This window comes from Chitinophaga costaii (genome assembly GCF_900094705.1).
In the GTDB taxonomy this organism is placed as follows: Bacteria; Bacteroidota; Bacteroidia; order Chitinophagales; family Chitinophagaceae; genus Chitinophaga; species Chitinophaga costaii.
Genome location: NZ_FMAR01000006.1, coordinates 119,005 through 142,769 on the forward strand (window position 1 = coordinate 119,005; position 23,765 = coordinate 142,769).

16 protein-coding genes and 1 tRNA gene are annotated in these 23,765 nt (G+C 48.9%); 11 read left to right on the plus strand and 6 right to left on the minus strand.

Annotated features, from left to right (window positions below; translation table 11 throughout):
• Positions 1–311 precede the first annotated feature (311 nt).
• Positions 312–1,253: a D-2-hydroxyacid dehydrogenase family protein gene (locus tag GA0116948_RS10720; RefSeq protein WP_089711961.1), complete on the plus strand. Its 942-nt coding sequence runs from the start codon at positions 312–314 to the stop codon at positions 1,251–1,253.
• Positions 1,254–1,365: 112 nt separating this feature from the next.
• Here GA0116948_RS10720 and GA0116948_RS10725 read toward each other — a convergent pair whose 3' ends face one another.
• Both GA0116948_RS10725 and GA0116948_RS10730 read right to left on the minus strand, forming a co-directional pair.
• Positions 1,366–2,406 carry an alpha/beta hydrolase gene (locus GA0116948_RS10725; protein WP_089711963.1) on the minus strand — a complete coding sequence of 347 codons (1,041 nt, stop codon included), beginning with the start codon at positions 2,404–2,406 and terminating at the stop codon, positions 1,366–1,368.
• Between the two features lie 114 nt (positions 2,407–2,520).
• Positions 2,521–3,360: a helix-turn-helix domain-containing protein gene (locus tag GA0116948_RS10730; protein WP_089711965.1), complete on the minus strand. Its 840-nt coding sequence runs from the start codon at positions 3,358–3,360 to the stop codon at positions 2,521–2,523.
• A gap of 587 nt (positions 3,361–3,947) precedes the next feature.
• On the opposite strand from GA0116948_RS10730, the gene GA0116948_RS10735 reads away from it, so the two are divergent.
• The 7 genes from GA0116948_RS10735 (at position 3,948) to GA0116948_RS10765 (ending at position 16,918) form a co-directional block, all read left to right on the plus strand.
• Positions 3,948–4,484: an RNA polymerase sigma factor gene (locus GA0116948_RS10735; protein WP_089711967.1), complete on the plus strand. Its 537-nt coding sequence runs from the start codon at positions 3,948–3,950 to the stop codon at positions 4,482–4,484.
• A 299-nt stretch (positions 4,485–4,783) separates the two neighbouring features.
• Positions 4,784–5,932: a FecR family protein gene (locus GA0116948_RS10740; protein WP_089711969.1), complete on the plus strand. Its 1,149-nt coding sequence runs from the start codon at positions 4,784–4,786 to the stop codon at positions 5,930–5,932.
• Positions 5,933–6,201: 269 nt separating this feature from the next.
• Entirely contained in the window at positions 6,202–9,624 is a 3,423-nt protein-coding gene (locus GA0116948_RS10745) for a TonB-dependent receptor (RefSeq protein WP_089711971.1), read from the plus strand.
• A 14-nt stretch (positions 9,625–9,638) separates the two neighbouring features.
• Positions 9,639–11,579, plus strand: a complete 1,941-nt coding sequence (locus GA0116948_RS10750) for a RagB/SusD family nutrient uptake outer membrane protein (RefSeq protein WP_089711973.1) — start codon at positions 9,639–9,641, stop codon at positions 11,577–11,579.
• 11 nt (positions 11,580–11,590) lie between these two features.
• Positions 11,591–12,283, plus strand: a complete 693-nt coding sequence (locus GA0116948_RS10755; RefSeq protein ID WP_089711975.1) for a DUF3823 domain-containing protein — start codon at positions 11,591–11,593, stop codon at positions 12,281–12,283.
• Between the two features lie 94 nt (positions 12,284–12,377).
• Complete coding sequence (locus GA0116948_RS10760) at positions 12,378–14,834, plus strand: glutaminase family protein (protein ID WP_089711977.1); 2,457 nt, start codon at positions 12,378–12,380, stop codon at positions 14,832–14,834.
• Between the two features lie 359 nt (positions 14,835–15,193).
• Positions 15,194–16,918, plus strand: a complete 1,725-nt coding sequence (locus GA0116948_RS10765) for an alpha-L-rhamnosidase-related protein (protein WP_089711979.1) — start codon at positions 15,194–15,196, stop codon at positions 16,916–16,918.
• 64 nt (positions 16,919–16,982) lie between these two features.
• Here the strand turns inward: GA0116948_RS10765 and GA0116948_RS10770 are convergent.
• The 3 genes from GA0116948_RS10770 to GA0116948_RS10780 all read right to left on the minus strand — a co-directional run bounded on the left by GA0116948_RS10770 (position 16,983) and on the right by GA0116948_RS10780 (position 18,989).
• A tRNA-Ser gene (locus GA0116948_RS10770) sits at positions 16,983–17,069 on the minus strand.
• A 68-nt stretch (positions 17,070–17,137) separates the two neighbouring features.
• Positions 17,138–18,178 (minus strand): asparaginase, encoded by a 1,041-nt coding sequence (locus tag GA0116948_RS10775; RefSeq protein WP_089711981.1) that lies wholly within the window; start codon positions 18,176–18,178, stop codon positions 17,138–17,140.
• Between the two features lie 40 nt (positions 18,179–18,218).
• The gene (locus GA0116948_RS10780) at positions 18,219–18,989 is read right to left on the minus strand and encodes a TatD family hydrolase (protein ID WP_089711983.1); all 771 of its coding nucleotides are present in this window, start codon (positions 18,987–18,989) and stop codon (positions 18,219–18,221) included.
• 99 nt (positions 18,990–19,088) lie between these two features.
• On the opposite strand from GA0116948_RS10780, the gene GA0116948_RS10785 reads away from it, so the two are divergent.
• A complete protein-coding gene (locus GA0116948_RS10785) occupies positions 19,089–19,928 on the plus strand; it encodes a hypothetical protein (RefSeq protein ID WP_089711984.1) in 840 nt (279 codons plus the stop codon).
• Between the two features lie 85 nt (positions 19,929–20,013).
• Here GA0116948_RS10785 and GA0116948_RS10790 read toward each other — a convergent pair whose 3' ends face one another.
• Positions 20,014–20,655 carry a polysaccharide deacetylase family protein gene (locus GA0116948_RS10790; RefSeq protein WP_089711986.1) on the minus strand — a complete coding sequence of 214 codons (642 nt, stop codon included), beginning with the start codon at positions 20,653–20,655 and terminating at the stop codon, positions 20,014–20,016.
• Positions 20,656–20,749: 94 nt separating this feature from the next.
• On the opposite strand from GA0116948_RS10790, the gene gltX reads away from it, so the two are divergent.
• Positions 20,750–22,282: a glutamate--tRNA ligase gene (gltX, locus tag GA0116948_RS10795; RefSeq protein WP_089711989.1), complete on the plus strand. Its 1,533-nt coding sequence runs from the start codon at positions 20,750–20,752 to the stop codon at positions 22,280–22,282.
• Between the two features lie 199 nt (positions 22,283–22,481).
• On the plus strand, positions 22,482–23,723 hold the full coding sequence (locus GA0116948_RS10800; RefSeq protein ID WP_089711991.1) for a cation:proton antiporter: 1,242 nt from the start codon (positions 22,482–22,484) through the stop codon (positions 23,721–23,723).
• Positions 23,724–23,765: the final 42 nt, after the last annotated feature.

Here is a 23,765-nt window from a genome sequence, read left to right on the forward strand (position 1 = left end):
CTTTATGGGATATTTCAAATGAGCCACGCTATACATTTTTATAAAAACAGGCCCTTATGACCACATGAAGCATTTTTGCCCAAGAGTAGGCTGCCGTTATGTTGTAGTTTTATGCATTCAATACAGCCACATGAGCAGTGGACTCAAAGACATTTATTCACCGCCGTTTTAAGATTACCTGGCCTATACCCTGACGCAGAGCATTCCCGGTCCCTTAATATTATCACCAATATTTTATTCCTGCACTGCAAAACAGCCTACATCTACCAGTTTGCTTAAATGTTTGTAATTTTAACGATAAGCCAACCCACATGAAAACTGTTCCACAGATTGCTGTTTTAGATGATTATCAAAATGTGGCCCTTTCTTTTGCCGACTGGAGTTCCGTACAGGCACATGCCGGGGTGACTGTTTTCCATGATCATATTTTTGAGGAAAGCGCCTTGGTACAACGACTACAGCCTTTTACCGCGCTTTGCATTATGCGGGAACGTACGCCGCTGCCCGGCCGCATCCTGGCCCAGCTTCCCCATTTAAAATTGATCGTATCCACCGGCTCACGCAACGCTGCTATCGATACGGCTGCTGCGGAAGAGCGAGGCATAGCCATAAAATTTACTGGTTACAACCGCCACGCTGCGCCAGAACTCACCTGGGCTTTGCTAATGGCCTTGTCTAAACAGGTAACCGGCGAAGCTGCATCAATACACAACGGAGGATGGCAGCAAACTGTGGGTACCGATCTATACGGAAAAACATTGGGTGTGGTAGGGCTGGGCAACATTGGCAAAGATATTACCCGCTATGCCAAAGCATTCGGCATGCAAGTGGTGGCCTGGAGCCAGCACCTGACCGAAGATAGAGCCAGCGCAGAAGGGGCCATGCTGGTGAGCAAGGAAGAACTGTTTCGCGTATCAGACTTTATTAGCATACACCTTGTATTAAGTGAGCGCTCCAGGGGCATTATTGGTGCTGCAGACTTACAATGGATGAAACCCACCGCTTATTTCATCAATACATCCCGGGGGCCGCTGGTGGATGAAACGGCGCTGATAACCCTGCTTACCCAACAAAAAATTGCAGGTGCCGCACTGGATGTATTCGACCAGGAGCCATTACCCGCAGATCATCCCTTTCGAACCCTGCCCAATGTATTGGCCACGCCGCACATTGGTTACGTAACAGAAAATACGTACCGTACTTTCTTTGAAGATACTGTACAGGTGCTGGAAACATGGCTGAAAACGGTTTAGTCTGTAAACAATTTTTTATTGTGCTTTTCCATATGCTGCTGGCCTATATTCATGGCAGGCAGAAAGCCGTTCCGGATTTAACTGGAACGGCTTTGCTATAAAAGAAAGTTATTTATTTTAATGCTACTTTCAATTCGGCGGCTGCCTGCAGCAAAGCGCTCTGGGAGCCAGGTACAGTGGCCAATGGGTTCAGCAAGCCCCAGTCGTGAATCATACCATTGTAACGCGTAGCTGTAACTTTTACGCCTGCTTCATCCAGTTTGCGGGCATAAGCTTCTCCTTCATCGCGTAGTACGTCGTTTTCAGCGGTTTGCACCAGGGCGCGAGGAAGGCCTTTCAATTGTTCGGTAGTAGCCCTGAGCGGGGAAGCATATACCTGATTACGTTCATTTGCATCCGTTGTATAATTATCCCAAAACCAGATCATCATATTGCGGGTCAGGAAACGGCCAGTGGCAAAGCTTGTGTAAGATGCATCGTCAAAATTGGCATCTGTAACCGGCCAAAACAGCACCTGCAATTTAATGGCAGGTCCCTGTTTGTCTTTTGCCATCAGTGCTACCACTGCGGCCATATTACCTCCTACACTATTACCCGCCACTGCCAGTCGCTTGCCGTCTACCCCAATTTCACTTCCATGTGCGGCTACCCATTTTGTAGCTGCATAAGCCTGGTTAATGGCTACCGGATAATGTGCTTCCGGAGAAGGTGTATAATCTACAAACACTGCTGCCGCACCGGAATGCACCACCAGATCGCGTACTATGCGCTCGTGGGTGGGAAAATCTCCCAGCACCCATCCGCCGCCATGGAAGAACATAAATACCGGTAACGTGCCATTGGCATTGGCGGGCTTTACAATATGAATCTTCACAGACTGGCCATCGGCATTGATGGTTTTTTCGGTCACCGTAATGCCGGAAAGATCCACCTTAACAGATTGCTGAGCACCGGTAAGCACGGCACGCGCGTCTTTGGGTGATAATTGTTCCATAGGCTTGCCAGTGCCGGCATTCAATACGTTGAGAAAAGATTTAACATGGCTTTCAAGCTGGGGATCGACTGCAGGATCTATTACTTGTGCATGTGCCCGCATGCTTAGTACGAGTCCTAACCCTACAACAGTTACTTTTAAAAGTGATGACTTTTTCATTTTATGATATTTTTTAGGTGTTATCCTGAATTGAACATCACAAAGGTATTATGCCATAGCGGTTGACTCAATGCACGGTTGTAGAAACGAACAGGACTTTTTTCCCTGACCCCATCAGGCCTGCTGATATTGCTGACGGAAAAATTGAGGGGAAGCTCCAGCCTGCTTGGTAAACAGCCGGATAAAATAAGATGAATCGTCGTATCCCAGTTTATAACCGATCTCTTTTACGCTGAGTGGGGTATGTGCCAACAGCCGTTTGGCTTCCAGCATGATCCGGCTTTTAATAACCTCGTTGGGAGTGGTCTGACTGTAGCGCGTAATGCGTTTATTTAATGCTTTGGGCGTAATGTGCAGCAGTTCGGCATATTCGGCTACCGTGTGGAAGCGGGTGTAATGCCATTCCACCAGCTGGCTGAAGGTGCGGGAAAATTCTACTTCCTGCCGGATGTCTTCGTTATCCACCTGGTGTGTATGTTTCCAGATACGCGTAGCGCGGATAATGAGTTGTTTCAACAAAATGCGCAACATTTCTTCCAGGCCGCTATCTTCCTGCGCTAACTCTATTTTAATTTCGCGCAGTATGCCCTGCATTATATCCGAGGTGGCCGGCTCCATGAAAATGACAGGTATTTCATACACATTGTGAAAGAGAATACCATCGCAAGCCACTTCTTTATCATGTATTTCCACGCAATAGAAATCGCGGTTGTAGTATAGCAAGGTACCAATGCAGGAAGTATCGAAACGATAATATTGACCGGCATTAATAAAAAACAGTGCGTCCTGTTCCAACTGGTATTCCTGGAAATCCACCACCACATGACCACCTGCTTTCAGGAATACTATTTTTACAAAGCTTTTATAATCCTGCTGCGCTAATTGATTTGGAAGATTATGATAGAAATCAAAATAACCGAACTGCTTAAATGCAAACTGCCGGAAATGCGCCATGGTATGTATTTTACAGCAACTAAATTAATATTTTTATGACAAGTTCGATCAGCTTAACCTGTAGTTGAAAAATATAGTGCTTTTGATTTTTTTTAATTCTATCGGGTCATACCTGCACAAGCCTGTCTTGTTTGCGTAATACGGCCTTTACAAATTGGGCAATATATGTAGTTGCATGGTTCGGTATGGATGCGAATTACCTGTTCCTGAAAACAAGGCTGGTGTGAAAGGAGTGTGAACCTTACAGTGTGCAGTAACTGCCGGCTAGCCTCGCAGGCCGTCAGGGTTTTATTCATCAAGCATACCATACCATTAAATTACCATCTTCTTCGTGACCGGTTGTAGTACTGCCCTTTAAGCCAATTTCCTGGCTAGCGTAATGCCAAACCCTGCAATTATTCGTACGCATGAGGGCCTCTAAGCTAGGGTAACCTGCTTCACCTTAGGGTAGCTTATAACTAAACCCGGGTAAAAATTATTACTTAATGAATCCTGACTTTTAATTATCTTGGATAAAACACGGTTGCGGATAATTTATATCCATCCGCACTGATGGCACATTCACCGTTTATCCACGTTATGTAGTTATGAATTACGCCACGATGCAGGAGGCTAGTCTATGGCTGGCATTTAAGCAAAGCGATGCACGCGCGTTAAGCGAAATTTACGAGCGCTTTGTAAATGAGTTATATAATTACGGGTTTCATTTTGTACACGACGCTGCGCAGGTGCAGGACGCCATTCAGGATGTATTTGCCGATCTATGGCGTACCCGTACCCATTTATCTAATACTACTGCGATCAAATACTACCTTTTTTGTTGCCTGCGACGCCGCTTAAGCCGCAACAAGGCCTTTGGCAGCCGTATGACAATGTGGGTAGCGGATGAATGTGTCACAGAATCAGCCGAACATGTAATGATACAGGTGGAGGAATCCATTCAGCAACTACAACGGCTGCAACGGGCCATTGAGCGCTTGCCCTTCCGGCAGCAGGAGGTGATTCGCCTGCGCTTTTATGATGATTTTTCCTGGGCCGAAATTGCCGGCATGCTGGAAATCAATGAGCAATCCGTCCGTAATTTATTGCAACGTGCCGTATTAAAATTGCGGCAACTTTCCTGAATACAGGGGGCAAACATACTTATACCAGGCACCGCGCCGGCCAAGGGCTTGCGCGGTTTTTTATGCTCAATTTTTCATGGCCTTCAGCATGTGCAGGGTATGCTGTAATGGGTTGGCATGCATAAAAGCACGTGTTTTATCATAATATGGAGGCAAGCAGCGTCATGGCGTAGGGTAAATAAAAAGATAAATATAACAGCGGGGCAGTGGTGGCATTACTTTTTTCAAAAAAATAAGCTCCAAACCGAGTTAAACCCAGGTGAAGCGTACTTTATACATTTAAAGATACTTTTCATTGCATGGAGGATCATTATTCCAAGTACGACTTAAATGCATTCCTGGCCGACCCTGACTTTATGGCCTGGGTAAAATATGGTGAGCAGCACACACGGTGGGAAGCCTTTCTCCGGGCTCATCCTTGCCAGCGGGACACTGTGGAACAAGCCACTGCAATTATCCTGGCGGCTGCCAGCCAGCCCCTGCACTATCCCGGCGAGCAGGATCGCCTGGCTATGTGGGCGAATATTAAAGAAAGCACCCAGGAAGCAAGCGCCGCAGCTTTGCCAGCGATTAAACATACATGGTCTACCGCCGCGCTACCGGAAGCGCCGGCACCTACCCGCACCTATGGTCGCATTGGTTGGTATGGCGCGGCCGCGGCTGTACTATTAGGCCTGATCGTAGTGCCACTCCTGTGGCATGCTTCCGTTAAATCAGACAATTACGCCATGCTGCTACGCCGGGCAGGATTGCAAAATAGTCACCGCACTGAAGCAGTTAACGATACCCACAAGCCACTTTGGGTGCCCCTGCCGGATGGTAGTAACGCGGTACTGTCGCCTGGCAGCCGGTTAAGTTTTGCAGACGATTTTAACCACCGCAACATGCGGGAAGTATACCTCTCCGGCGCCGCCTTTTTTGAGGTAAACAAGCGGGCTGTTCAACCATTTATCGTATATGCGAATACGTTAGCCATTAAGGTATTGGGCACCAGCTTTTGCGTATCGGCGGCTACCGATCTGCCCGACGTACAGGTTCAGGTGAAGTCGGGAAAGGTATTACTTTTTACACATCATACCGAAAATGGCCTGGTAGTAAATGCCCGGCAGCAGGCGGGCTTGAGCAAAGGGCAATTATATCTTGCCAGCGCCCACACTGACAGCCTGCAATCTGCCCCCGCAGCGGTAGATAGTTCATTAATGGCTGCGGTGCAGATACCACTTACCTTTGAAGATGCCGCTTTACCCCAAGTATTTGATGCTCTGGAAGCAGCCTACGGCATTACCATCCATTATGATAAAACGAAACTATCGCATTGCCGGCTTACCGCCTTCCTGAGTGATGAACCTCTTCCTGAAAAAATTCGCCTAATCTGCAAAGCTATACAGGCCCCGTACGAGATCACCGGCAACGAAGTAAAAATTCAATTGAAATCATGTAACAAATGAAGCAGTAAAGATGATTTAAGACAACTGATAGAAGGCCTCGGCCAGCACCTCATTTAAAAATCTCGTTATGCAAAAACCCCCTCCATAAAAATTTAAACCCAAAAAAAAACCGGTGGTATGGCAGTACCACCGGCATGTTTTCCAAAAACATTAACACCACACCCAAGCACGCTTGCATGGGTGCAGGGAGGTTATTGTTCATTTCAAACCTTGATTGATTCCAATTTATGAAAAAACGATTACCTGTTCCTGATTTAATACGCATAATTATGCGAATAAGCATTTACCAGCTAATATTGCTCACCATCTTTACCCAAATAGCCTTTGCCACCACTGGCAAAGCCCAGGAGGTGCTCGACAAAAAGATCACCTTCCAGGCCAGGCAGGAAACCGTAAACCAGGTATTAACGGCCCTTGGCAAACTTGCCAATGTGAAATTCCTTTACAGCTCCACCATCATACAATCGGACCGGCGTATATCTGTTTCAGCCGATGACCAGCAACTAGGCGCTTTGCTCGATTCCCTGCTAGCACCTTTGCAGCTCACCTACGAGGTGTCGGGGCGGCAGATCGTGCTGAGTCGTGCGGCCGGTTCAGGGGCCACTAAAGTAACGACCATCACGGTATCTGGCCACGTGGTAGACGAAAAAGGAACCGGTCTGCCCGGTGTTACCGTGAAGGTAAAAGGCAGTAGCAATGGCACCACCACCGATGCCAACGGCCACTTCCAACTAAATGTGGCCGATGGTAATGCCACCCTTGTATTTTCCTACGTAGGCTATACCAACCAGGAGATCGCGCTGGAAGGCCGCACTACCCTGAATGTGAGCCTGGCGGCTTCCGCCAATTCATTGAACGATGTGGTGGTAGTAGGGTATGGCCAACAAAAGAAAAGCTCCCTTACCGGCGCCATCGCGGCCATCAGTGCCAAAGATATTGAGAACGCACATGGCGGGGCCACAGTAAGCACCGCCCTGGCCGGGAAGATACCGGGGGTTACCTTTCGCATGTCGGATGGCCGCCCCGGTGCCAGCGCAGATATCAATATCCGCAACATGGGCAACCCCCTGTACGTGATAGATGGTATACAGCAGGATGCCGGACAATTCAACAACATTTCCCCCAACGACATCGAAAGTATTACGGTGCTAAAAGACGCCTCCGCCGCTATTTACGGCGTGCGCGCAGCAAACGGAGTGGTAGTGGTGACTACCAAAAAAGGAAAACTCGGCGCTCCTAACCGCTTTAATGTAGATGCCTACACAGGTTGGCAAAACTGGACCCGCTTCCCCAAGGTAACCAACGCTTATGAATGGCAGGAAGCTAAGGTAGAAGCAGATGTGAATACCACGGGCGTAACTACGATGACACCGGACGAACTGGCTAAGTGGAAAAAAGGTACCGATGCCGGATACAAAAGTTTTGACTGGTACAAGTTTATCGTGAAACCCAATGCGCCCCTGTATAGTGCCAACCTGAACACGTCTGGAGGGTCGGATAAGATCAATTATTATGTTTCAGGTACCTACCTGAAACAATATTCCGTGCTGGGCCGCGAGTTCACCTTTGATCGGGCCAACTTCCAAAGCAACATCGATGCGAAAGTGAATAAACGCCTGAAATTGGGCATGCAGCTGAATGGGCGCCTGGAAACCCGTGACCAGCCCGGCGTTCCGGGTACAGATGATTATTGGGAAGCCCGTTTCGCCATCCTGCGCAATACGCCTATGGAAAGGCCATATGCAAACGATAATCCCAACTATCCGAACAACATTAACCACAATACCGAAAACTGGGCGCTGCAAACCAAAAAACTTTCGGGCTACTGGCACAGCGACTGGCGCGTATTGCAAGCCAACGTAACCGGCGATTACGAAACGCCCCTCAAAGGCCTATTCCTGCGCGGCATGTTCTCCTATTATTACGCCAACCAGATATTGAACGGACACGAATACACGTATAATGTGTACACCTACGATCCAACAACGCAACAGTACAACATTAGCGGGGGAAGTTCTAATCCCTGGCGGGAAAGGACTAATGAATACGTTATTTCACCGGTAACGCAGGTGCAACTTAACTACAACCGTACTTTCGGTAAACATACGCTAGGGGCTACGGCACTCAATGAAAGGATAGAACGCCATCATATTTCTAACTACACGCATGCCGTGCCGACGAATAATGAACTGCCCCTCATTTTCTTCTCGGATATGGACACCTATACCGATGTGGATGCTTACGAAAACCGTATTGGGTATGTAGGCCGCGTTACGTATAACTACGACAACAAATATTACTTCGAAGCCAGCGCCCGCCGCGACGCCTCCTATAAATTTGACCCCTCCAAACGTTGGGGTACTTTCCCCTCTGTATCGGGTGGGTGGCGCATTTCACAGGAACCTTTCTTTAATAACCATGTGAATGCAAAAGCGATGAGCGAATTAAAAATAAGGGCTTCCTATGGTACGTTGGGTGACGATGATATTGGCCTGCGCGACTACGCTTACCTTCCCGGCTATTACTATGGATTTTTGCCGCAAAGTGCTTACACCACGGATACCTACCTGTCTTCAGTGATACTTGGCGGGCAAACGGTGAAAGGAGCACGCAATACGGGTGTACCTATTACACGCCTGTCATGGTTTACCAGTAAAATACTGGACCTGGGTGCCGATTTTTCCCTGCTCAATGATAAGCTAAGCGGTACCATAGATTACTTTAACCGGAAGCGTACCGGCTTACGCGGTGCCAAATACGATGTGCTGGTGCCGAGTGAATTGGGGTACAGCCTGCCCGACGAAAATGTAAGCAGCGACCAGGTAAGAGGCGGTGAAGTAGCCTTAAGTTTTCGTGATACCAAAAACGGCTTTACCTATTCCATAGGCGGCAACTTCTCTTATGCCCGGCAAAAATTCCTCGATTCTTACAAGCCTAAATTCGGCAGCTCTTTAGATCATTATTTTTCATCTGGCGAGCAGCGCAACAGCAATCTTTTCTGGGGATACGAAGCCATTGGTCAATTCCAGTCGCAGGATGAGATTAATAATTATACCATCAATAATGACGGGCAAAATAACAAGACCATGCTGCCCGGCGATATCAAATATAAAGACATCAACAAAGATGGGGTGATCGATAACCAGGATACACGCCCTATTGGCTACGGTACTGGCAAAACGCCCATCATGAATTTTGGGATTAACTTGTCTTTTGCCTACAAAGGATTTGACCTGGTGGCCAATTTCTCCGGAGGAGCCATGTACTCCTTTAACCGGAATTATGAAATGCGCTGGCCATTCCAGAACGGGGGCGCCCTACAGAAAATCTTTTACGATGATCACTGGCATCGCGAAGATCCATTTAATCCTAACAGTAAATGGATTGCCGGTAAATATCCCGCCATGCGCTTCAACGATGGCGGCAATAGCAACTATAACAAAAACTCCACTTTTTGGTTGGTAAACGTGAAGTACCTCCGCTGCCGTACGCTGGAGCTTGGCTATTCACTGAGCAAGCCACTCCTGGAGCGTTCCAGGATATCACGGGCACGAATATACGTAAATGCTTATAACCTGTTTTCCATCGACAATACGCACCAGTATGGCGTAGATGCCGAAATATATGACGACAACGGACTTACGTATCCGCAGAGCAAATTCGTGAATGTAGGCGTTAATCTTTCCTTTTAAAAACAGACAAGACAATGAAAAAATTAGCATATATGCTGCTGGCCGGCACCGTGTTGTGGCAGGCCTGTAAAAGCGACGCCGACTTCCTGCAAAGGCCTCCTTCCAATATCCTGGAAGAAGACCAGGTATGGCAGCATTCAGACCTCATACTTTCCGTGTTGGCCGACCTGTACGACCGATACCCCGATTACAATACCAATGGCAATAGCACCGTATCTCCTTCGCTGGAAAACTGGAGTGAGTTCGCCCAGTTCGATGAAGCCTTTGCCTCCGAAGCAGGACAGTATGGCCGTCATAAGTGGCAGAACCTGGACTACAATTATCCCGGCCAGATAACCAGCCATGACCATTTTAGCACGTATTGGGACTACACTTACATCCGCGACCTGAATCAGTTTATCGCTAATGATTCCTCTGCACTGGCCATCCCCGCTGCCGACCGTACCCGGTATATGGCAGAAGCCCGCTTCCTGCGTGCAGCAGCCTATTTTGAAGAAGTTAAAAGAGTAGGTGGTGTGCCCATTATTACCAATGTGCTGACCTACGATTATAGTGGCGACCCAAGTTATTTACAACATCCACGCAATAAAGAATCTGAAGTATACGACTTCGTGCTCAACGAACTGGAAGGCATCAAAGATTCCCTGCCGGCCAATGCCGATGATAAGTCGCGCGCCAGTAAGGGTGCCGTGTTAGCCATGGAGAGCCGTGCCGCGCTGTATGCTGCATCTATTGCGAAATATGGTAGTACTAAACCCGCCACCCTGCTGCCCGGCGGTGAAACTGGCATTCCCGCATCGATGGCCACCGCGTATTACACCAAGGCGTTGAAAGCCGCCCAGGAACTGATCGCCATGAACGTGTACGCACTCTACACCAAGAAAAGTGACAACCTCGCTGATAATTTTGCGTCAGTATTTTACGATAAAAGCAGCCCGGAAACCATTTTTGCCAAAGACTACAAACTCAAAAGTGGTAAGGTAGAAGGATGGACATTGGCCAACAGCCCACGTACCTCACAAGAAGAGCAGCAGGGAAGCCGCCTAGACCCGTCGCTGAACCTGGTGGCCATTTTTGAAAAACTCGACAACACGTTTGCCCCGCCCGCCATTACGAATAGCGATGGATCGCCCAAACTGTATGATAATCCTATGGACCTTTTTGCTGACAGGGATGCACGCCTGCAAGGTACCGTGATCATCCCCGGTGCCTCATTCAAAGGATTTACCACAGATATTTTTGCCGGCCTGCAAACGCCTGCTGGAAAAGTATATAGCGGCGCCGACTTCGGGCAGATCATTACCCTGGCGGAAGATGGCAAACCTCACCAGGTAGTAGGCGTGGATGGCCCCATCGATAACAAAGAACTGGGTACACAAACGGGTTTCCTGATACGCAAGTATATGGACCCTTCCATAGGCTCTGGCCGCATTGGCACGCAAAGCGAAGTATGGTGGATACGTTTCCGGTATGCAGAAGTACTCCTTAATGCCGCAGAAGCTGCTTTTGAACTGGGTGATGCAGCCACGGCTGCTGGTTACCTAAACCAGGTACGCCGCCGCGCGGGCTTTACTACCGATTTGCTGCCCGCACAAATCACCTTTGATCGCATTGTGCATGAACGTAAGGTAGAACTGGCATTTGAAGGCCATGAATTTTACGACATGAAACGCTGGCGCATTGCGGATATAGCCTGGAATGGCCTGCGCATGACGGCTGCCGATGTAGTGAGCAACCTGGATAAGGCCACACGCATTAACACCATGGTATGGGCATTATGGCCCTACAAGGTGCTGAACCCCGGAGGTGCCACTGATGGCAAATGGCTGTTCAAGATCGTATTGCCCAGCAATGTAACAGAAGCGCACCGCTTCCAGTTGGGCAACTATTATTCCGCGATCGCGCAGGATATTATTAACAATAATCCAAAGATTATTAAAAACCCTAACCAGTAAATTTTCCCGGTATGAAAAAATATATAGCCGGCCTGTTGTTGTTACTTACAATCGCAGCCTGTAAAAAAGATAACTATGATGCACCCAATGTTACCTTCAATGGCCGCATCACCTACCAGGGCGAACCTATCGGTGTGGCCAGCCAACAGGTATATTTCGAATTGTGGCAGACGGGATTTGGCAAGCTCACTCCTATTAACGTAAACATAAATCAGGATGGCAATTTTTCCGCCCTGTTGTTCAGCGGCACCTATAAAATGGACCTGCCAGTAGGACAGGGGCCTTATTTGCCGGCTAGCGGGCATTATGGCGATACCAGCACCATTACCATTACAGGCAGTAATACAATGAACATCGAAGTGTTGCCTTACTTCATGATCCGCGATGATAATTATTCACTGGCCGATTCGGTGATCACAGCTACTTTCCGTCTGGACTCCATCGTGAAAGATCCTGCGTTGGCAAAAGCCATAAGTGAAGTATCACTATACGAAAGCACCCTCGACCTGCTGGATGCGCAAAACAATAAAGTAGCTACCACCTTGAGCGGAGCCAATATTACAGGGCTGCAACAGATTACGCTGACCCTGAAAGTACCACCCGACCAGTATGTTTCGCAATCTTACATATTTGCCCGCATAGGCGTGCGCCTGGCCGGAATAGACGATATGCTCTATGCAGCGGTGGTGAAAATAAATTTGTAGCGTAATTTTTACGCTTAAAAATATATCTTACGCTGCCTTTTCTTTACCCGGACGATACGATCGCGTCCGGAGTTTGTTCAACTATTTACCTGTCATGAAAAAACACATTGGAATCATCGCTTTAACCTTATGCGGCCTGGCTGCCAATGCCCAGGAGTTTCGCGCCCCGGCTTATCCACTCATTACCCACGACCCTTATTTCAGCGTGTGGTCTAATGCAGACACAGCCAGCAGCGCACCCACCCACCATTGGACCGGCGCCACCCAATCGCTGATTAGTATGGTAAAAGTGGATGGTAAAACTTACCGTGTACTGGGCCAGGATGCACCATCGTTCAAGGTATACCTGCCCACCTCAGAAGACGGTAGCTATACAGCACAATACACCGAGTCGCAACCAGCAGCCAACTGGGCAGCGCCTGACTTTAATGATGGTCTATGGAAGACCGGCAAAGCACCCTGGACCAACGATGGCCGCGGTACCCAATGGAAGACCCACGATATCTGGATGCGCCGCACCTTCACGCTGGCGGATAAAAGCTTTAAAAACCTGCTGCTGAAACTCAATCACGATGATGATGCAGAAGTATACATCAATGGCACCAAAGTATATGCTTTCAAAGGATGGCTTACGAAGTTTGGCTACTTCCCGCTGCCGGCTGCCGTGGTGTCGAAAATGAAAGCCGGTAAAAATGTATTGGCCATTCACGTTACAAACAACGTAGGTGGGGCCATGCTCGATGCAGGTCTCGTGGAATCCATACAACCAACGGCTACTGCGGGTATCACGCCTGCACAGCAAAAAAGCGTGACCCTGCATGCCACCCAAACTATTTACGACCTGGCCTGCGGACCCGTGCAGGTGCAACTTACCTTTAGCTCCCCCCTCTTCCTGCAAGACCTGAAAATGCTTTCGCGCCCCGTGTCGTATGTAACCTGGAAAGCCCAAAGTACCGATGGCAGCCAGCATGATGTGCAGGTATACCTCGGCGCTTCTACCGACCTGGCGGTAAATACGCCTTCACAAGCAGTAACCACCCAGCAGTACCATGCCCAGGACCTGGACATTCTTAAAGCCGGCACCGTGGAGCAGCCCATCTTGAAAAAGAAAGGCGACGATTTGCGGATAGACTGGGGCTATGTGTACGTGGCTGCACCACAGGCGCAACATGCCCTGCAATACATTAGCACCGCCAGCCAGGCCAGCGCCAGCTTTACCGGCACACACCTGGCAAAAACCACCGCCACAAAGGGTCATTCGCTGGTACTAAACACCGTGCTACCACTGGGTAAGGTGGGCAGTGATCCGGTAGAAAAATTTGTGCTGGTAGGTTACGACGATTTGTACGCCATCCAATATTTTCATACCAATCTGAAAGCCTGGTGGAAGCTGGATACCACCCAAACCATCGAGCAGCAACTTGCCGCCGCTGCTACCAGCTACAAAGCCATCATGAACAAATGTGACGAAGTAAACGCGCAGATCTACCATGATGCCGAGCAGGCCGGAGGCGATACCTACGCCCGCCTGTGCGTGCTGGGCTACCGCCAGAGCATAGCCGCCCACAAGCTCGTGAAAAGTCCACAGGGCGATACCCTCTTCCTGTCTAAAGAAAACTTCTCCAATGGCTGTATTAACACAGTAGACGTTACTTATCCATCTGCGCCGTTGTACCTCGCATACAACCCAGATCTGATGAAAGGCATGCTCAATGGTATTTTCTATTTCTCTGAAAGTGGCATTTATAAAAAAGATTATGCCGCACACGACCTGGGCACCTATCCATTGGCTAATGGCGAAGCATATGGGGAAGGGATGCCCGTGGAAGAATGCGGTAATATGATCATCCTTACCGATGCCATCGTAAGGGCCAGTGGCGATAAAACCTTCGCTGCCAAACATTGGAAAACCCTTACCACCTGGGCACACTACCTGGACCGCGAAGGACTGGACCCCGCCAATCAATTATGTACCGACGACTTTGCAGGTCACCTGGCACGCAATGCAAACCTCTCCGTAAAAGCCATTGTAGCCCTGGCCTGCTATGCCGATATGGCCCAACAGCTTGGAAAAACCGATAGCGCCACCCTGTACCGTACACATAGTGAAACCATGGTGAAAAAGTGGATGGAACTGGCCGATGCCGGCGACCATTACGCGCTTACTTTTAATGATAAAAACACCTGGAGTGAGAAATACAATATGGTGTGGGACAAGGTACTACACCTGGATCTTTTCCCCCAATCAGTGTACGACAAGGAGCTGGCCTATTACAAAACAAAACAAAACAAATATGGGCTGCCCCTGGATAGCCGGAAGGGATATACCAAATCGGATTGGGTATGCTGGACGGCCTCGCTCACCGATAACCAAAACGACTTCCGTTTATTTACCGATCCAATGTATAAATACGCTACCGAAACGGTAAGTCGCGTACCCATCAGCGATTGGCATGAAACAGTAGACGGCCGCATGGTAGGCTTCCAGGGCCGCAGCGTGGTAGGCGGCTATTTCATGGAGGTACTCAAAGCCAAAATGAAAGATAAATAACCATAATTTTTCTGGGCATACAAATTCAACGTCGCCTGCACCTCCCGTGCAGGCGATTTTTTTCGTAGGCACATCAATGTTGAAAAACAGAGCAGTCTTTGTGGAGGCATAGCAGTTTTGCGTAACCAAATTTGCAGCTATGCAATTACCCTATCCATGGCTTTCCACTATGGCCCCAATACCTTCTTGCCATCCTCATTACAGACGCGCAAACCAACAAACATTTTACCCGGCCATATCTACTAATTGAAAAACCGGTGTATCTTGACCTTTGAAAGAATTCATATTGATAACGGAAACAGTAGATACCGATAGTACTACACACCTTTTAATTAAATACCAATCTATTCACCACCGGCATGATAAAGCGTATATTCGTAATAGTTAGTTTATTATTATCACAAGCTGCACAAGCGCAACAGATAGACCCAATGGTGCGCCAATACCTGCCGCCCATGAAAGTGTTGTGGATGTCGGAAGATACAGGCCGCCATATCCGGCATCCTGAATGGCTGCTGCGCCCCGGCAACGGACAGCCCGACTTAAGTGGCCGCCCCGTTACCCACCTCTTGTCCGACTCCGCCGTAAAACCTGCCATCCTGCTGGATTTTGGCCGGGAGCTGCATGGCGGCCTACAGTTGGTAACCGGTTTTACGCCTAAAGATGGGATGCGGCCAGCAAGGCTTCGCCTGCGTTTCGGCGAATCGGCCTCCGAAGCCATGTCGGAAATAGGAGCAACCAACAATGCGACAAACGATCATGCCATACGCGACATGATCGTGGAAGTACCCCGCTATGGTAAGCTGGAAGTAGGCAATACCGGTTTTCGCTTTGTGCGCATCGACCTGATAGACTCCAGTGCCAACCTCGCACTGAAAGAAGTGCGCGCTATTTTCGTACACCGCGACCTGACCTATAAAGGTTCATTTCATTGCAGCGATTCCCTGCTGGACAAAATATGGCTCACCGGTGCCTACACCGTACAATTGAACATGCAGGATTATTTATGGGATGGCATTAAACGCGACCGCCTCGTATGGGTGGGCGACATGCATCCCGAAACATCCACCATCAGCGCCGTATTTGGAGACCAGGATGTAGTGCCCAAAAGCCTGGACCTCGTGCGCGACATTACGCCCCAGCAGGAGTGGATGAATGGCATCAGTACCTATTCTATGTGGTGGATCATCATTCACCGCGACTGGTATCTTCATCAGGGGAATCTTACATATCTTAAACAACAAAAGGCCTACCTGCTCCCCCTGCTACAACACATCCTGCAACGGATAGATAGCAGCAACAGCGAGTCGCTGAACGGCATGCGCTTCCTCGACTGGCCATCGTACAACAACGCCCCTGCAGTGCATGCAGGACTGCAAGCCATGATGATCCTTTCCCTCCAGGCGGGGGAAGACCTTTGTAAGTGGCTACAGGAGCCGGCAGCAGCGCAGCAATGTGCAGCAGGCATCGTACGCCTTCGCGAGCACGTGCCTGGGGCCCATGGGTCTAAACAGGCAGCAGCCTTGCTGTCATTGGCAGGCCTGGCCCCGGCGAAGGACATGAATGACACGGTATTGGCCGTAGGCGGGCCTCAACACTTTTCCACCTTCTTCGGCTATTACATGTTACAAGCCATTGCCAAGGCAGGTGATTACAACACTGCATTAGCAGACATTCGCCGCTATTGGGGCGGTATGTTGCAAATGGGCGCCACCTCGTTCTGGGAAGATTTTGACATCGACTGGATGGCGGGCGCCAGCCGCATCGACGCATTGCCGCAACCAGGGCAAAAAGATATTCATGGAGATTATGGCGGCTATTGTTATAAGGGATTCCGCCACAGCCTTTGCCATGGCTGGGCATCTGGCCCTACGCCCTGGCTTACCGAATATGTGCTGGGCATTCAGGTAAAGCAACCCGGTTGCAAAGTGATCGCCATTCATCCTCACCTGGGCGATCTGCAATTTGCCGAAGGTCATTTCCCCACTCCATATGGAATATTGTACGTAAAACATGTAAAGCAAGCAGACGGCCACATTCGTACCACCGTAAAAGCCCCGCCAGGCGTGCAGATAGCGCGCTAAGCTATACAAACAAAAAAGCCTGTAAATACGACGATTTACAGGCTTAATAATTTTTTTGTTGAAGCGGAGACGGCGAGATTCGAACTCGCGATACAGTTTCCCGTATACACACTTTCCAGGCGTGCTCCTTCAACCACTCGGACACGTCTCCAGGTAAAAGGTTGTTATTGGGGCTGCAAAGATAGTAATTTGACCCTATTCTCCAAATATTCCTCGAAATTACGTTTCAATAATTTCTATAGGCGTTAACTCTCCGCAAAGCGGACGTTCTATCATGCTCCTCACTTCTTCCGGCCCCAGGTTTTCCTGGCCCAGTACAAACATAAGTTTGGTGATGGCTGCCTCAAACGTCATGTCATGGCCGCTTACAACCCCCATCCTTTTCAATTCGCGACTGGTTTCATACTTACCCAGCTCCACCGATCCGCCATCGCACTGTGTAATATCTACCACCGTAGCACCTCTTTCAATGGCGTTACGAATGCAGTCTATAAACCAGGGCTGCGTGTTGGCGTTGCCGTTACCAAACGTTTCCATGATCACCCCACGCAGGCCAGGCACGCTCAGGGTGGCCTCCACAGCTTTGCGGGTGATGCCGGGAAATAGTTTTAGCACCGTAATATTTGTTTCCAGGTTTTTATGTACAATGAGCGGCTCTGTAGGAACCGGCTGCATAAAGGAGGATTTAAATTTTATGTCTATCCCTGCTTCGGCCAGTGGCGGATAGTTCATAGAGTAGAAAGCCTCAAACTTTTCTGCATTATACTTTTTGGAACGGTTGCCCCGGAACAAAGAGAAGTCGAAATATATGCAGACTTCCGGCACCATAGCATGGCCATTTTGCCGCGTGGCGGCGATCTCCATAGCGGTAATGATATTTTCTTTAGCGTCGGTACGGATCTTGCCAATGGGCAATTGGGAGCCGGTAAGGATCACCGGTTTGGAAAGGTTTTGCAACATGAAACTCAAAGCCGATGCAGTAAAGGCCATAGTATCCGACCCGTGCAGGATCACAAAACCATCGTAACGGTCATAGCGGTCTTCAATAATACCGGCCAGCTCCACCCATATTTCCGGCTGCATATCGGAAGAGTCTATCGGTGGATTGAAGGTGTATACATAAAAATCAATTCCCATCCGGTATAGCTCCGGTAAATTGTTCCTTATCTCATTAAACCCTATCGGGCGGAGCGATTTGGTCTTATCATCGTAGATCATACCAACCGTACCACCCGTGTAAATAATTAAAATTTTAGTCATCCTATGGTGGAAATTGCATGCAAAGGTATCCACTTATTAATTAGTGCATTTTGAATATTTTACGTGCATTGCTGCTGGTAATTGCTGCTACTTCTTCAATTTTTAGATTTTTTATATCCGCCAGTTGCTGCCCTATCAGGGGGATATAGGCGCTTTCATTCCTTTTACCCCGGTAAGGCACCGGCGCCAGGTAGGGCGCATCGGTTTCCAGCACCAAATGTTCCAGGCCTATCTGCTCCACAATTTTGTTCAATCCCCCATTCTTAAAAGTAAGCACCCCCCCAATGCCCAGGTAAAATCCCAGGTCAATGATTTCCCGGGCTTCTTCCAGCGTACCGGAAAAGCAGTGGAACACCCCGCTCAACCCTCCATCCTGTAAGGCTCGCACCCCGGCTATACATTCCGCGTTGGCACTGCGGCTATGGATAGACACCGGCAACTGGTATTGCCTGGCCAGCAACAACTGCTCCCGGAAAGCATGCTCCTGCTGCGCGCGGAAAGTAGTATCCCAATAAAAGTCTAACCCAATTTCCCCCACCCCTATAAATGTCCGGCGCGAAAACCAGTCGCGCATAATATCCAGTACGGTTTCCACGTTTTCCTTTACATACACCGGATGCAACCCCATCATGGGAAAACAATTTTCCGGAAATTGTGCCTCCAGGGTCAGCATGTCTGCCATAGTGGTTTCGTCAATATTGGGCAGCAACAAGGTGGTAACCCCTGCAGCTAAAGCCCGCTGAATCATAGCCTCCCGGTCATTATTAAAGCTGTCGCTATACAAATGCGTATGCGTATCGGTCCAGTTCATGAATTTTATCTATAAGAATTATAAATTTTTTATATATTTGTCTACCGTATCCTGACAAAGATAATTACTTGAAAACAACCTAACTCCTTAACTGATTCTATGAAAACTTACTTCAGTACTAATCGCGTCCTAGCCAGCGCAGCCCTGGGTCTTGGCATGATGACCGTTTTCTTTGCCTGCAAAAAAGACAATAAAAATGACGCCAACACTACGTCCAACGTGGTAGCGACGAACAATGCCATTGCCGCCATAGGCAACGAATCCACCGCATCAGCCAGTTATAGCGATGTGTTTGAAGTGGGCTACCAGGGCACGTCCAGCGTTACAGACGATGGCCGCACCACCACTGCTACTACAGAACCTAGCCAGTATTATGGTTATACTTATACCGTGGTACCAGTAATGGGCTGGCCCAAAACTTTTACCCTGGATTTTGGCGACGGCAGCGTAGGCCAGGATGGTAATACCCGCAGCGGCAAAATCATCGTGAATATGCCCCATGCCTTTGCCGTACCAGGCAATACCATTGAAATCACCACGGAAAACTATACGGTAAACGGTATTAAAGTAGAAGGCACCGAAACCCTGACAAATAATTCCAATCAGAGTGCACTGAATTTTAACCAGCTCATTACCGGTTCCATCACAGTAGATGATACTACCTCTTTTGATTATAGCAGCACCAAAAATCTCATCGTAGACAATGATGGCTTCAAACTGCTGGGCAACGCCAAATTGGTATACCCAACCGGCGACAGCGCCTCCATAACAATAACCGATACCCTGGTTAAAAACTGGAGCTGTGCACACATCGCCAAAGGCAAGGCCACCATCACCCGTGGTAAGATCAGCGGCACCATCGATTACGGCAACGGCATCTGCGACGACAGTGCCACCGTGGTGGTTGGTAATAATACAAAGTATATCAATATCTGGTAACAACCTCGCTTCTTTCCCTTCATTATAACAAACGTCCCCTGCCTTACGACAGGGGACGTTTGTTATTGTGATTATGATCATTTCGTTATGAATGATCTGCCTGTGGAGGAATAGCCTTCATTTCCAAGCCTTGCTTTTCGCAAAAGGCCAGCACCCGGGGTAGCGCATAAGACATACGATCCCACGCCTTGGTACTGTCGTGAAAAACAATAATGGAGCCGGCCTGCGCTTTAAACACCACATTTTGCAGACATTGCTCACCAGTAATGGCCGTGTCGAAATCACCACTCAATACATCCCACATAATGATCTGCGCCCCCGGCACCTGCTGCTGTAATTTTTTAATTTGAAAAGGCGTAATACGCCCGTATGGTGGCCGGAAAAGGGTTCCCTGTATGAAGCGGCGCGCTTCCATGATATCGTTTATATATGCGCTGGTACCGGTTTTCCAGCCATTTACATGATTCTGCGTATGATTGCCCGTGGCATGCCCCTCTTCCAATATGCGCTGGTAAATTTCCGGGTAGGCCTGTACATTTTTGCCAATGCAAAAGAAAGTACCAATGGCCCCGTGCGCTTTTAACTGGTCTAATACAAAAGGCGTTGCAGTGGGATGCGGGCCATCATCGAAAGTAAGATATACCGCTTTTTGCGAGGGGCTAAGGCTCCAGGTACAGCTATGATAAAGGGCTTTCAGCAGGCCCGGTGTTTTTGTCAGGTAGAACATACAGTCGGATTGACTCCAAAATTAGGCCGATTCTACCGAAATGTAAGAGAAGCGCGTCCCGGCACAGCATAAAAAAATATTACCTTTGCCGACTATGGAACACAAAAAAGTTAGGGTGCGCTTTGCACCCAGTCCTACTGGTGGTTTGCACCTTGGTGGCGTACGCACCGTATTGTTTAACTACCTTTTTGCCCGTCACCACAACGGCACTTTTGTGCTGCGTATTGAAGATACTGACCAAACCCGCTACGTTCCCGGAGCGGAAGAATATATACTGGAATGCCTGCGCTGGTGCGGCCTTTCGCCCGACGAAGGTACAGAGGCCGGTGGAGAATACGGCCCCTACCGCCAGAGCGAACGCAAAGCCATCTATCGCCAATATGCGGAGCAACTGGTAGCGCAGGGCCATGCCTATTACGCATTCGATACACCAGAAGAACTGGAACGCATGCGCGAAAATTTTAAAACGCCAGAAAACCCATCTCCACAGTATAACGTGAAAATGCGGCACCACATGCGCAATTCCCACAGCCTGCCCCCCGAAGAAGTTCGCTCCCTGCTGGCCGCCGGCACACCACACGTTATCCGTATCAATACACCGGCCAGCGAAGACCTTACCTTTACCGACATGATCCGGGGAGAAGTAAGTTTTAACACCAGCGCCGTAGATGATAAGGTATTACTCAAGGCAGACGGTATGCCCACTTATCACCTGGCCGTAGTGGTGGATGATTACCGCATGCAAATTACCCACGCCTTCCGCGGCGAAGAGTGGCTGCCCTCTGCACCCGTTCACATCCTGCTGTGGAAGTACCTGGGCTGGGAACCACACATGCCCCAATGGGCCCACCTTCCGCTGATCCTGAAACCAGATGGCAACGGCAAACTCAGTAAACGCGATGGCGATCGCCTGGGCTTCCCGGTATATGCTATGAACTGGACCGATCCTAAGACCGGCGAAATTACCAGGGGGTTCCGCGAACGCGGTTTCCTGCCGGAAGCCTTCGTAAACATGCTGGCACTGCTGGGCTGGAACGACGGCAGCGGCCAGGAGATATTTTCAATGAAAGAACTCATCGACCGCTTCTCCATGGACCGCGTACACAAGGGAGGCGCTCGTTTCGATTTCGATAAAGCCAAATGGTTTAACCACGAATACATTTTAAATACTGGCAACGACAAACTGGCCGCACTCTTCGCACCGGTACTGGAAGAAAAAGCCATCGTGGCCGACCCAGCCTACGTAGCCACCGTAGCAGGCCTGGTAAAAGATCGCTGCTATTTTGTGAACGATATCTGGGAACATGGCTTCTTCTTCTTCGAAGCCCCCACCCAATACGACGAAGCCGCCGTGAAGCCAAAATGGAATGATGCCAAACAACAATTTTTTGAAGCCTGGAATATTATGCTGGCCGACCAATCCGACTTCCACGCCGAGGCATTGGAAGAAAGTTTCAAAGCATTGGCTAACGAAAAAAATATAAAAATGGGCGAACTCCAGCTACCCTTCCGCATTATGCTTACCAGCGGTAAATTTGGCCCGCCGGTGTTCGTGATAGCCGCCACCATTGGACGGGAACAAACAATCGCCCGCATTGCAAAAGCGCTGGAAGTATTTGGCGCATAAGCAGGATGTTATCCTAAAAAAATAAACCGAAAATCCCCGCCGGTTCCTGCCAGCGGGGATTTTTTTCATGGAAAGGATCACCGGGTAAAAACGAAAACTAACCAGGGAACCAACTATATCTGTAACAGCTACCTGATTTTGTTTCCCAGATTGAACGGTATTCAGTAAGTTTAAGGCATGACGAATTCTAAAATGAAAGATGGAAACATTCAGCATTCTTGCAGCACTAGTAACACTTAGTGCCATTGCCTCTTTTTTAAACAACCGCTTTATTAAGCTTCCAGGCACCATTGGGGTCATGGTAGTTTCTATTGTGCTATCCGGCATCATCCTGTTCACAGGCAAAATATTCCCGGCAGCCTATCTTTTTATTAAAGCACTTACCGGCAGCATCGACTTCTCTCATACCTTGCTAGATATAATGCTGGCCTTCCTGCTATTTGCCAGCGCCCTGCACTTCGACTACCCTGCACTGAAAAAACAAGTGCGGCCCGTTATGATTCTTAGCACAGTGGGTGTAGTGGGATCTACCATTGTATTTGGCTGGCTGCTGCATTACGCCACCACACTGCTTCACATCGATATACCACTGATCTACTGCTTTCTCTTTGGTGCACTGATCTCTCCTACCGACCCGGTAGCCGTACTGTCTATTTTAAAGAAATCTAAAATACCCCCCGCGCTGGAAACTATCATTGGTGGCGAATCGCTGCTCAATGATGCCGTGGGCCTGTTACTTTTCGTTATTCTCAAAGAAATTGCCGACGAGTCGGTAGCCAATCCTACCCTGCTGGAAGGATTCCGCATTTTTGCACAGGAAGTGTTTGGCGGACTGGCCCTGGGTGGCATATCTGCCTTCACGGCTTACAAAACCATGAAGAAGGTAGACGATTTTCAGACTATCGTGCTGGTATCACTTTCTATGGTCATGATCATTTCTGTGGCAGGCGGCATCTTGCATGTTTCTATTCCGCTGGCAGCGGTAACTGCCGGACTTATCCTAGGCAATACCACCCTGGGCGATCCGCGCCAGCAAGATTTACATGAATATCTTGAACGCATATGGAAACTCATCGATGAATTGCTCAACACCATTTTATTCGTACTGATAGGCCTGCAAATTGTGGTAATGCCTTTTATCCGCAACTACTGGTTACTGGGCTGTGTGGCCATTGTAGCCGTACTCATTGCCAGGGCGGTGAGTATAGCCCTCCCGGCCATCTTCCTGCGCCGGGCGCTGAGTGCCACTTACAAGAGCGTAACCATCCTGGTATGGGCAGGCCTGCGCGGCGGCATATCGGTGGCGCTAGCCTTATCCCTGCCCCCATCGCCCTACCGGGAGCTAATTATTTCAGGGAGTTATTGTATCCTATTGTTTTCTGTAATCGTGCAAGGCCTAACGCTAAACCGGGTGGTGAGCGCTATGATGAAAGCAAAATAAATAAGCTCCTTTAAAAATTTAGGGTACACATAAAAAAGCCTG

Coding starts and splice junctions, on each gene's coding strand:
- GA0116948_RS10720 (WP_089711961.1), top strand. CDS start 312: ATGAAAACTGTTCCACAGATTGCTGTTTTAGATGATTATCAAAATGTG.
- GA0116948_RS10725 (WP_089711963.1), bottom strand. CDS start 2,406: ATGAAAAAGTCATCACTTTTAAAAGTAACTGTTGTAGGGTTAGGACTC.
- GA0116948_RS10730 (WP_089711965.1), bottom strand. CDS start 3,360: ATGGCGCATTTCCGGCAGTTTGCATTTAAGCAGTTCGGTTATTTTGAT.
- GA0116948_RS10735 (WP_089711967.1), top strand. CDS start 3,948: ATGAATTACGCCACGATGCAGGAGGCTAGTCTATGGCTGGCATTTAAG.
- GA0116948_RS10740 (WP_089711969.1), top strand. CDS start 4,784: ATGGAGGATCATTATTCCAAGTACGACTTAAATGCATTCCTGGCCGAC.
- GA0116948_RS10745 (WP_089711971.1), top strand. CDS start 6,202: ATGCGAATAAGCATTTACCAGCTAATATTGCTCACCATCTTTACCCAA.
- GA0116948_RS10750 (WP_089711973.1), top strand. CDS start 9,639: ATGAAAAAATTAGCATATATGCTGCTGGCCGGCACCGTGTTGTGGCAG.
- GA0116948_RS10755 (WP_089711975.1), top strand. CDS start 11,591: ATGAAAAAATATATAGCCGGCCTGTTGTTGTTACTTACAATCGCAGCC.
- GA0116948_RS10760 (WP_089711977.1), top strand. CDS start 12,378: ATGAAAAAACACATTGGAATCATCGCTTTAACCTTATGCGGCCTGGCT.
- GA0116948_RS10765 (WP_089711979.1), top strand. CDS start 15,194: ATGATAAAGCGTATATTCGTAATAGTTAGTTTATTATTATCACAAGCT.
- GA0116948_RS10775 (WP_089711981.1), bottom strand. CDS start 18,178: ATGACTAAAATTTTAATTATTTACACGGGTGGTACGGTTGGTATGATC.
- GA0116948_RS10780 (WP_089711983.1), bottom strand. CDS start 18,989: ATGAACTGGACCGATACGCATACGCATTTGTATAGCGACAGCTTTAAT.
- GA0116948_RS10785 (WP_089711984.1), top strand. CDS start 19,089: ATGAAAACTTACTTCAGTACTAATCGCGTCCTAGCCAGCGCAGCCCTG.
- GA0116948_RS10790 (WP_089711986.1), bottom strand. CDS start 20,655: ATGTTCTACCTGACAAAAACACCGGGCCTGCTGAAAGCCCTTTATCAT.
- gltX (WP_089711989.1), top strand. CDS start 20,750: ATGGAACACAAAAAAGTTAGGGTGCGCTTTGCACCCAGTCCTACTGGT.
- GA0116948_RS10800 (WP_089711991.1), top strand. CDS start 22,482: ATGGAAACATTCAGCATTCTTGCAGCACTAGTAACACTTAGTGCCATT.